This is a genomic window from Agrobacterium sp. 20P9.1.2 (assembly GCF_057799395.1).
The window spans coordinates 156,003-167,066 of the sequence record NZ_JBYOKI010000008.1 but is presented as its reverse complement, the minus strand read 5'-3'; the positions used below and the strand labels follow the sequence as shown (position 1 = coordinate 167,066).

Sequence of the window (11,064 nt, the reverse complement as noted above, 5' to 3'; positions counted from 1 at the left end):
GCTGTCTGCAGAGAAAGCATTCAACTGAGCGGTGTCCAGGCCTGCCAGCTGCTTGTTGCTAAGAGCATGAACCTGATCTGTCGTCAGCGCGGTCAGTGTATCGGATGCAACGGCTTGCAGCTGTTTCGAGGTGAGAGCAGCAATCTGGTTGGTTCCCAGCAGTGCAAACTGGTCCTTGTTGATGTTTTTGATCTGTTCAGTACCGAGCGAAGCCACCTGTGCCGAGCTGAAGGCGCGAATTGTGGCCGTGTCGAGCCCGTTGAGCGCTTCGCTCGTCAGGCCGGTCAATGCTTTCGTGCTGATGGCAGCAATTTCATCCGAAGTGAATTTCTTAAGATCTTCTGCATCGAAAGTTCCGACCTGCGCTGCGGTCAACGCACGGGTCTGCGCAGAAGAAAGTGCTCCAAGGCTGTCGGCAGACAATGCCGTAAATTGGTCGCTATCCAATTTTGCAATTTGACCGGTGGAAAGGCCGCTGATCTGGTTCGAGGTGATTGCCGTGAGCTGATCGACGCTGAGGCCAACAATGGCGTTGACGGTTATTGCGCCAATATCGTCGCTTTCAAATGCGCCGAATGCTTCTGGGGTAAACGCCTTAATCTGGGTTGAGCTAAGGGCGCCGATTTGCTTGCTGGTAAGAGCTGCAACATCGTCTGTCTTCAGGCTGGCGATGGTGGTGGTCGAAAGATTGGTAATCTGCTTGATGGAAAGCGAAGAGATAATAGAAGTCATGGACACGTGCCCCCGTTGATAACTGGCCAAAGCGCCACACACCCAACCAATTCCACGCGGCGCAGCCTCAGGGCCGCATCCGATACCCCGGATGCGCTCTTGCGCGAATTGGCAAAGTGTCTCCCCCGATCGACGTAACGTCGAACGACTGAGTGTCCGTTCTGGACAATAGCAAGATTAAGCAGAACATGGCTCGTGTGAGCCGGCGCATCGGAAGGGCATCATGCGTACAGAACTCTGATCTCGTTCTGATCCCTACGCCATTTGGACATTAGAGCTTCGTTTTTCAACTTGGCTTTCAGTAAACGTGTCGCACCAGAATACGGAGCGCCCACGCGGACTTCACATGACCGCCGTCAATATCGTCTACGATACGTAAAAAATTGGTTAACGCGTGTGGCCAGATCATGTGTTGTCAAAGTTAACCCTGAGTCTAAAACCGTTGCAAGTTCTTAAAGTGGATAAGTATCTGCCCCGATATGAAGGAAGTTCGAATCACTCTCTTCGACTATTAGTATGAGAAATTTCCTTTATTTGAAATCAAAATAAAAAACAGCGCCAATCGTAAAGGTGGTGACTTTTTTTGGCTTTTGCACGTTTTCGTCTGGATTCCTGAAATAAAAATCATCTGGGATTGTGAGTAATGGAAGTGTCTGTCGTGCATGTCGCGTATTGGTATATACAGGTAGAGTATATTTCACAAATATGACATATAAGCTACCTGAAAGATAAGTAACTGCCGGACGCTCGGAAATAAAAGTATCGGCGCGAAGTTAAGGCGCAAATAGACGATCAGCGCATGTAGAATGCACTGCAATTTTTAGGTGTAGATCTCGATATTGCTATAATAGTGGCCAGATCAACTCTGTGACTGGCTCTGAGATTGTTCCACTGTGACGGATACTGTCAGGCTTTCACCTGAAAGACCGACGCGCATGCCGGAGACGGGGGCGCAATCACGGTAGCTGAGGCCGCTGGCGATGCGGACGTAGCGTTCATCCGGGCAGAGCTTGTTGGCGGCATCGAAACCAACCCAGCCGAGGCCGGGAACATGGGCTTCGGCCCATGCGTGCGTGGCAATTTGTTCGGCGACGTCTTCCATCATCAGATAGCCGGAGACATAGCGGGCGGGCAGGCCCATGTGGCGGGCGGCAGAGATGAAGATGTGGGTGTGGTCCTGACAGACGCCTTTCCTGGCTTCCAGCGCCTGTTCCGCCGTGGTTTCCGTGCCGGTCGATCCGGTCTCATATTCCACTTCGAGATGGACGAGGGCCATCAACTCGTGCAGCCGTTCTAGCGGTGTGTCACCGGTTGCCTGCCGTGCCAGTTCGCGAATAAGCTTGCCTGGCTTGGTCAGCGGCGTTTCGCGCATGAAAAGCCAGAGCGGTGCGTTGCCGATGTGAGGGCCGAAGACGCCGGCCTTGTCGATGGTTTCGACTTCGCCGCGCGCGATGACCTTCACGGCGCTGCGCGGTCCTTCGGTTTCCACCAGTTCCACACGGTTGCCGAAGTGGTCGTCATAGCGCACTTCCAGCGTCGCGCCATCGACAGTGACGTCCCAGTTCATCACCGTCTGCGTCGGCCCGGTCGCAGGTGTCAGCCGCAAGCGTTGCAGGGAATAGGGAACCGGCTCATCGTAGAGATACTCGGTCGTGTGGTTGATCTTCAAACGCATTCCATGTCCCCGTCTTAACTCCGCTTACTGATAGAAGCGGTAGCCATCCGTGATTTCTTGTCCCAGCTGCGCGTTCCTGTTGACGAAAAGCTCGAGGAACTCGTGCAGGCCCTGGTCCATCACTCGGTTTATCGTGGTTTTCTGCAACGTCGCCTGAATGGCTTCCGCCGTATCATGCGCCTTGTGTCGCTCGTCGTAGTCCTCGGCCAGATAACCGAGATTGCTGACGATCTTTTCGTAACAATAGGCAAGAGAACGCGGCATTCTTCCGTTCAAGATCAAGAAGTCTGCAATATTCGCCGGCTTGTACTCCGCATCATAGACCCAGCCATAAGAACGGTGTGCCGAAACGGAGCGCAGAATGGATTCCCACTGCGCATTGTCCAGCGATGATCCCACCTGCGCGGCGGCTGGCAGAAGCACGTAATATTTCACATCCAGAATACGCGCGGTATTGTCCGCACGCTCGATAAACGTACCGATGCGCGAGAAGTTGTAGAGATCGTTACGCAGCATGGATCCATGAAACGCGCCGCGCACCAGCCCGGCTCTGTGTTTAATGACATCGATGACTTGCGGTAATTCTGCGGCTTTTACTTTGCGGCCAAGAAGATTCTTCAGTTCAATCCAGAATTCGTTCGTCGCTTCCCATGTTTCACGCGTCAGTGCGGTGCGGACCATGCGGGCATTGTTTCTACCGAATTCGATACAGGACATTACGCTGGAGGGGTTGGCCTTGTCGCGCAGCATGTAGTCGATAGCGTCGGCAGAGGTCACCTTCTCATGGGTCTGGAGGAACTCCTCCCGCGCGCCTGCACTTTGCAGCACGCCGTCCCAGTCTTCGTCGGCACTGCCGCTGCGGGTGAGTGAGACGCGCATGCCCGCATCCACCAGTCGGGCAATGTTTTCCGCACGTTCGATGTAGCGGAACATCCAGTAGAGTCCGTTCGCCGTTCTTCCCAGCATGGCTTAGTCCTCCAGTACCCAAGTGTCCTTGGTGCCGCCGCCCTGGCTGGAATTCACCACCAGTGAACCCTGCTTGAGCGCAACGCGCGTCAGCCCGCCGGGAATGATCTTTACCTTGTCCGAGACCAGAACATAGGGGCGAAGATCGACGTGGCGCGGCGCGATGCCGTTTTTCACCATGATAGGCACTGTGGAAAGCGAAAGCGTAGGCTGTGCAATATAGTTCGAGGGTCGCGAACGAAGCTTGTCCGCAAACAGAGCGCGCTCTTTCTTGGAGGCAGTCGGGCCGACCAGCATTCCGTAACCGCCAGAGCCGTGAACCTCCTTCACGACCAGATCGGCCAGATTGTCCAGAACATATTTCAGACTGTCCGGCTCGGAGCAGCGCCATGTCGGCACGTTTTCGAGAAGCGGTTTGCGGCCCGTATAGAATTCAACGATTTCAGGCATGTAGGAATAGATGGCCTTGTCGTCGGAAATACCCGTGCCCGGTGCATTGGCGATGGTAATGTTGCCAGCGCGGTAGACATCCATGATGCCGGGAACACCGAGTGCCGAGTCTGGCCGGAAGGTGAGGGGATCGAGGAAGTCGTCATCCACGCGGCGATACAGCACATCGATGGCTTCATAACCGCGCGTCGTGCGCATCTTGACCTTGCCGTCCATGACGCGCAGGTCCGAGCCTTCGACGAGCTCAACACCCATCATGTCGGCCAGATAGGAATGCTCATAATAGGCAGAATTGAAAATGCCAGGTGTCAGAACCGCGACGCGCGGCTTGCCCTTGCAGCCCGGAGGTGCCAGCGACGCTAGTGATTGACGCAGTTGATAAGGGTAATCTTCGACCCGCTGCACCTTGTTCTCATGGAACAGTTCCGGGAACATCTGCATCATGGTTTCGCGGTTTTCCAGCATGTAGCTGACACCGGAAGGTGTGCGGGCATTGTCCTCCAGCACATAGAACTGGTCTTCGCCTGTTCGAACGATATCCGTGCCGACGATGTGCGTATAGACGCCGCCCGGCGGCTTGAAGCCGATCATCTCCGGCAGGAAGGCCTCGTTGCGCTCGATCAGTTCGCGCGGAATGCGCCCGGCGCGGATGATTTCCTGCTTGTGGTAGATATCGTCCAGAAACGCGTTGAGTGCCAGCACGCGCTGTTCGATGCCTTGGGCCAGCTTGCGCCATTCACGACCGGATATGATGCGGGGAATGATATCGAAGGGGATCAGCTTTTCGGCGCTGTCGGCATGGCCATAAACGGCGAATGTAATACCGGTCTTTCGGAAGATATTTTCAGCGTCCCGAGATTTCTGGATCAGATGCGATCTGTCCTGACGGCTGTACCACTCATTATAGTTTTCGTATGGGCTTCGCGGCGATGAGTCCGCATTTATCATTTCGTCAAATGCCAACTTTAGGTTCCCCATTTTTGCCCATTTGAATACAACGCTGATCGCAATGCAAGAAGCATGCGCAGTCTCAATCCAGATTTTTTGGTCCCTTCGCCCCCGCTAAACATACATAAAATAAGCAGTTTCAGCTCCGGCAGCACGAAAATGCGGCAGAGGTGGAAAGGTTTCATCTCCGGCCCTGATCGGCTGGCGGATTTCCATAGGTTGCAAGAAAGAGTTTGCTTAAATTTTCGCCAAACTGTCAATGCTCGTTTGGAAAGCCTTGGCCGCCGCAATCGCAATACTTCGTTAATTGTGGCCGCGCGCGGTTAGAGGTTTGTTAACCATAAAATTCTACTCCTTGTTAACAGAGAGATTCATCGACCGGGGGTAATATGTCTATTTCGCGCCGTGGTGTCCTGTTCGGATTGCCGCTTCTTCTTGCTGGTTGCGCCAGCACTAATTTCGCCCAGCAACGACATAACTACGCAGCCATTCCGGATGAGAAGTTTCCGCTGAAGGCCATGCCGCTCGACAAGATTGATCCGGAACTCCGTCGCCAGCAGGTGGCATACACGACAACGCATCCAGCGGGCACTGTCATTGTCGATACGCCTGCTCGCCGTCTCTATTACATCCTGGGCAATGGTCAGGCCATGCGTTACGGCGTCGGCGTCGGTCGTCAGGGTCTGGCGTTGCGCGGCGATGCCTATGTTGGCCGCAAGGCCGAATGGCCAAGCTGGACGCCAACGCCAAATATGATTCGTCGCGAGCCACACAAGAACCTGAAATATGCCGGTGGCATGCCGGGAGGCCCGAACAATCCGCTGGGCGCTCGCGCCATGTATCTCTATCGCAACGGCAACGACACCATGTTCCGTCTGCACGGCACCAACCAGCCGCAGTCCATCGGTCATGCCATGTCCAGCGGCTGCATTCGCATGCTGAACCACGACATTGTCGATCTTTATGAACGCGTGCCGGTCGGTGCCCGCGTGGTGGTTCTGCAGGCATAATGATCTTAGAAACGCCTTGATCCGGCGCTTTGAGAGCCGGATCGCAACCTTGCCACGGTGCCAACATGTGTCGTTTCCTCGCCTATACTGGCTCTCCCGTCTGGCTCGACAGTCTTCTGATCGAGCCGGAAAGTTCGCTGATCAGCCAGTCGCTGGCGGCGAGGGAGGCAAAGACGGTGGTCAATGGCGATGGATGCGGCATTGGCTGGTATGGCGAGCGGGGCGAGCCCGGCATTTATCGCGGCATCCTGCCCGCATGGTCTGACCGCAATCTGACATCGCTTTGCCATCAGTTGCGGTCGGGGATGTTTCTGGCTCACGTGCGTTCCGCCACCACCGGCGGCGTATCCATGGCCAATTGCCATCCGTTCGGCTTTGGCAAGCACCTTTTCATGCACAATGGCCAGATTGGCGGTTATGAAAAGGTCAAGCGCGCCATCGAGGCCCATATTCCCGATGAAGTCTATTGTTCGCGCGCCGGCAATGGCGATAGCGAGGCGATCTTTCTGATTGCTGCCGGTTTCGGTCTCGACCGCGATCCTGTCGGTGCCCTAAAGAAAACCTTGCAGATGTGTCTGGACGTCGTGGAACGCTCCGGTGTCGATGAGCCCGTTCGTTTCAGTGCCATCCATGCCGATGGCGACACCTTGCACGCCTTCCGCTGGTCCAGCGATGCCCGCCCGCCGACACTTTATTGGCGCAACATGGGTGAGGGGATTGCCATTGCATCCGAACCTTTTGGCACGGGTGGAGAGAAGTGGGATATCATTCCGGCCAATACGGTCGCTACCGTAAAAGGCGTCGACATCACCTTTGAGCCATTCAATCCCGTAACGCAGCCTGCCGTGCTGATGACGGCCTGACGCTTCGATCATATCCAGCCAGACAACCACTGGTTTCTCGCGCTGTGGCCTGCTGCAAGCAGGCTCTACAGGCACCTTTTTGTTACCCCATATTTCGGGTATCGGACCTGCAAGCGCGCGAGTTGTTTTTGCCTCGGAAACGTGTAACCCAATATCGAATAGATGTATTTTTCAGTCGGGTTTTGGCAGCGATAGCGCGAACCTGCTTATGAGGATAAGACACATGGCATTTTTTGATAAACTGTCGCGATATCAGCCCCAGTTTCTGGCTGTTCTGCGAATCGTCGCTGCGCTGCTGTTCATCGAACACGGTACGCAGAAGCTGTTCGGCTTCCCCGCAGCGCAGATGGAAGGTTCGCTTCCACCGCTGTTGCTGGTTGCTGCACTGCTTGAACTGATTGGCGGCGTGCTCATTCTCATCGGTCTCTTCACACGCCCGGTCGCCTTCCTTCTGTCTGGACAGATGGCGGTTGCCTATTTCATGGCGCATGCACCGAAGAGCGTCTTCCCAGCGCTGAACGGTGGCGATGCCGCCATCCTGTTCTGCTTCATCTTCCTGTATCTGGTTGCTGCTGGCCCCGGTGCATTCTCGGTCGACAATAGCCGCCGTTAATCACTGCCGTATCTGATACGACAACATTTCGAAACGCCGCGTGGACATTCCATGCGGCGTTTTCAGTTGGACTTCAGCTCGCCGTGTTTTGCCGTCTGACGCATCAGCCATTTGTCGATTTTTGCCTGAAGCAGTTCCGGGCTGATGGGCTTTGACAGATAATCATCCATGCCCACGGCAAGGCAGAGATCGCGGTCGCTCTCCTGCGCATGAGCGGTCACGCCGATGATCGGAACGCGCGCGACGTTCATGGCATTGTCTTCCTCAGCGCGAATGGCCTGCGTGGCCTGATGCCCGTTCATGACAGGCATGGAGACATCCATCAAAATGATCGCCGGATTATCCGTGCGCCACGCCTGAACCGCCTGTTTTCCATTGTCCACGATCCGGAAGGTGAGGCCGGTCTGCTGGAGAATCTGGGTGAAAACGATCTGGTTGACGTCGTTGTCCTCGGCAATCAGCACATCCAGAGACGAAACGCGGCTTGCGGCAACCGGGGTGCTGACTTTCGCCACGGGCTTTTGGCTCTGTTCAGGACTGACCTGTCTCGGCGCGCTGGCCGCCTGTTGCTGTTGCCATCCGCGTTTTGCCCTTGATGTACGCACCACATCCGTCAGCGTCTTGCGAAGCAGACGTGCGCGCACAGGCTTCATCAAGTGGGCGTCGAAGTTGATGTCCGCCGACCCGCCCCGGTCATTGACCGCATCCATCGAGGTCAGGAAAATGATCGGCGTGGCACTGAGGCGCGGGTTGCCCCGCAACTGCCGTGCCACCTGCATACCGTCCATATCAGGCATGTGGTAATCAAGAATGACCGCATCGATGTCAAAGCCGATCTTCGCGGCTTCTTCCAGAACGGCAATGCCCGCCGGGCCGCTATCTGCGGCATAGCTGTCCACGCCCCAGCTTGTCAGCTGTTCGGTCAGTATCTGCCGGTTCACGGCATTGTCGTCGATGACGAGGACGCTCACTTTTCTGGTATCGATGGGGGAAACCGTCTGCTCGGAGCGGGTCCCAACAATGCGCAGAGGCAGGCTGACCGTGAACGCTGAGCCTTGACCGAGTGTGCTTTCCACATCCACCTTGCCGCCGAAAAGCCCGGCCAGCCCCACCGTAATCGCAAGGCCAAGGCCTGTGCCTTCGTGCCTGCGCGTGGAGGAGGTGTCTGCCTGACTGAATTTTTCGAAAATGCGGTCCAGCTGGTGCGGCGCGATGCCTATGCCGGTGTCTTCCACCCGCAATGTCAGAATGACTTCGCTGTCCTCTATGGCCTCGGCTGAAAGCTCAATGAGGACATGCCCCATTTCGGTAAACTTGATGGCGTTACCGATGAGGTTGGTTGCGATCTGCCGGAAACGACCGGCATCGCCGCTGACCAGATTGCGCAAGGTCGGATCGACGCGGACGATGAGTTCGATGTTCTTTTCCAGCGCCTGCGACGACAGAAGGGAGGCCACGTCTTCCACTGCTTCTACCGCATCGAAAGGCGTGGAGCGCAATGCCATCTGTCCAGCATCGATCTTGGAGAAATCCAGAATATCGTTGATGATCGTCAGCAGCGCATTGCCGGATTTGACGATGACGTCGGTAAATGTCCGCTGCCGCGTATCCAGACTGGATTTTGCTAGCAGTTCCGCCATGCCGAGAACACCATTCATTGGCGTTCTGATTTCGTGGCTCATATTGGCCAGAAACTCGGATTTTGCCCGGTCTGCGGCTTCCGCCCGCGCCAGCAGGCCTTCAAGCTCAGCCTCGCGCTGCTTCATTTCGGTAATATCGGTGACGATGACGAGCCAGTAATTGCCGGCACCGATCGTGGATTCCACATTGAGCCAGCGTTTGCCGTCCACATGGATCAGCCATGAGAACGGCTTGGCGGCGGCAACATTGTCCAGCCATTGCGTGCGGGTCGATATCGTCTGCTCTTCGGTTCCGAAATCGCCGCGGTCTGCACAATAGGCAAAGAATGGCAGCCAGCTGACACCTGCGACCAGCAATTGCGGCGGCACATCGAACATACGCGACAAGGCGTCATTGGACATGATGATCTTGCCGTCCTGCACCAGTGCGAGCCCCTGCGCCATGACGCGCGTCGCATCCTGCATATATTCGCCAACGCGCTGCAATTCCTGCCGGGCGGCGCTGATTTCCTCGTCGCGCACGCGCACCGCGGTGCTATCGGAGAAGGTGATGAGGATCTTGCCGCCAGCAATGCGGCGTTCTGACAGGATGATGAATCGGCCCGACTTGCTGGAAATCTCACGCGATGTGTTGCCATCGATCCGGTTTAGCCGCTCGACGCGATCGAGATAGGCCTCCTCGAGCGTCATGCCGCCAAATTCGTACTTGCCGCATTCGTAGCCCAGTTGCAGATAGGTGCGGTAGGACTTTCCGACGAGGTCGATCTTCTCGGTTACTTCCCACAGGTCGTAAAAGCGGCTGTTGGCATATTCAATCGTCAGATCCGGTCCCAGCAGCATCACGCCTACTGGCATGGATTGCAGGAGGGATTCGACTTCGGCGTGGAGTTTCTCCGCCTCATTGCGGGCTGCCAGCAGTTCCTGCTGTCCCTGCATCAACGTGGTCGTATCGGTAACAGAGCCGACCAGATAGGGTTCCTCAGCAGGGGTGACGATGCGGCCAATCCTGATGATGGTGGGCACGGTGGTGCCGTTGTTGAGGACGATCTCCTGCGTCTTTTGCAGCTCTTCGCCCGTTTCCAGAATGTGGACATTTTCCTGCCGGAAGCCTTCGCCTTCGTGCAGGAAGATTTCCTCTTCCGTCAGTCCGTAATATTTCTCCCGAGGCTCGCCCCACAATGTCTCATAAGAAGCGTTTGCGTAGGTGAGGCGGCGTTTGCTATCCAGCATGAAGACGGCAACCGGCAGGCGTTCCAGCGCTTCGCGGAACAGCCAGTTCTCGCGTGTGTGCTTCTCCACCAGCATTTCTTGCGTCTTGGCATCGGTCACGTCGATGCGAAGCGCAACGAGCAGGCCGTTTTCAAGTCGCTTGTTGATGAAGCGGATCCAGCGACCGTCGCTCATTTCCTGCATGAATTCGGAATAGGGCGTGCGGGTGGCCTGCAGCCTCTGCTCCACCCAATCCAGCCTGTTGGCAGCGCCTTCCTCTTGCAGCAGGCCCGATTTGACGTAGCGATCATGGAATGCCGTGACGATGGCGTTGAGTTCAAGCCCCGGCTTCCAGTCGAGGTTTAGTTCGCGATACAGATTTTCCAAACGGGCGTTGGAGTAGATCAGCCTGTCGTCCGGATCGTAAACCGCCACGCCGACATCCAGAAGATCGAGAAGGCTGCTGCCGATCAGCGGTTCATTCTGGGCGATGGCGCGTTCCATGTCGAAAGACGGCATCGTCTCGAATATTTCAAACAGAAACAGATCGCCGTTTTCCGATTCAAAACGTTCGCATTTGACGGCATGTGTCTGGCTGGCGTGCTGATCGGTGCTTGCAGTGACTTCTTCCGTTGCAAAGACGAGGCAGCGACGCTCCTTGTCTTCGCGCCCCACATCCTTGGCATTGCCGAAGAGTTCCTGCGTGGTTTTCTGGTAGAAATCTGCTGCGGGGCGACCGTTGAAGCGGGCATAGGCGGAGTTGACGCAGACATATCGCAACTGACTGTCTTTAATGCAGGCGGGCAGAGTAAGCGTTAATACGCCCTCACATGCTTTTTCAAGCAATCCGCCCCCACTAATCAAATCATTCTCCGTAGCCGTCCGTGACACCAATAGAATCAGCGCTCAACTGCGAGCGAACATGTCAGAGAATCTATTGTAGATTGATGAAGTTGGC

7 protein-coding genes and 1 pseudogene are annotated in these 11,064 nt (G+C 55.8%); 3 read left to right on the top strand and 5 right to left on the bottom strand.

Annotation, left to right across the window (positions count from 1 at the left end):
* The 4 genes and pseudogenes from AC27VJ_RS20405 to AC27VJ_RS20390 form a co-directional block, all read right to left on the bottom strand.
* Positions 1 to 732: pseudogene (locus AC27VJ_RS20405) on the bottom strand (beta strand repeat-containing protein); the annotation flags it as partial.
* A gap of 859 nt (positions 733 to 1,591) precedes the next feature.
* Positions 1,592 to 2,407 (bottom strand): transglutaminase family protein, encoded by an 816-nt coding sequence (locus tag AC27VJ_RS20400; RefSeq protein ID WP_488685532.1) that lies wholly within the window; start codon positions 2,405 to 2,407, stop codon positions 1,592 to 1,594.
* Positions 2,408 to 2,431: 24 nt separating this feature from the next.
* Positions 2,432 to 3,373, bottom strand: a complete 942-nt coding sequence (locus tag AC27VJ_RS20395; protein ID WP_113088432.1) for an alpha-E domain-containing protein — start codon at positions 3,371 to 3,373, stop codon at positions 2,432 to 2,434.
* A gap of 3 nt (positions 3,374 to 3,376) precedes the next feature.
* Positions 3,377 to 4,786 carry a circularly permuted type 2 ATP-grasp protein gene (locus AC27VJ_RS20390; protein ID WP_488685531.1) on the bottom strand — a complete coding sequence of 470 codons (1,410 nt, stop codon included), beginning with the start codon at positions 4,784 to 4,786 and terminating at the stop codon, positions 3,377 to 3,379.
* Between the two features lie 374 nt (positions 4,787 to 5,160).
* Between AC27VJ_RS20390 and AC27VJ_RS20385 the strand changes: the two genes are divergently transcribed.
* From AC27VJ_RS20385 to AC27VJ_RS20375, 3 genes are all read left to right on the top strand, one after another.
* On the top strand, positions 5,161 to 5,781 hold the full coding sequence (locus tag AC27VJ_RS20385) for a L,D-transpeptidase (protein WP_353577407.1): 621 nt from the start codon (positions 5,161 to 5,163) through the stop codon (positions 5,779 to 5,781).
* A 65-nt stretch (positions 5,782 to 5,846) separates the two neighbouring features.
* Positions 5,847 to 6,644 (top strand): class II glutamine amidotransferase, encoded by a 798-nt coding sequence (locus AC27VJ_RS20380; RefSeq protein ID WP_113088435.1) that lies wholly within the window; start codon positions 5,847 to 5,849, stop codon positions 6,642 to 6,644.
* Positions 6,645 to 6,867: 223 nt separating this feature from the next.
* The gene (locus tag AC27VJ_RS20375) at positions 6,868 to 7,257 is read left to right on the top strand and encodes a DoxX family protein (RefSeq protein WP_488685530.1); all 390 of its coding nucleotides are present in this window, start codon (positions 6,868 to 6,870) and stop codon (positions 7,255 to 7,257) included.
* A 62-nt stretch (positions 7,258 to 7,319) separates the two neighbouring features.
* On the opposite strand, the gene AC27VJ_RS20370 is transcribed toward AC27VJ_RS20375, so the two are convergent.
* Positions 7,320 to 10,952, bottom strand: a complete 3,633-nt coding sequence (locus AC27VJ_RS20370; RefSeq protein ID WP_488685529.1) for a response regulator — start codon at positions 10,950 to 10,952, stop codon at positions 7,320 to 7,322.
* Positions 10,953 to 11,064 lie beyond the last annotated feature (112 nt).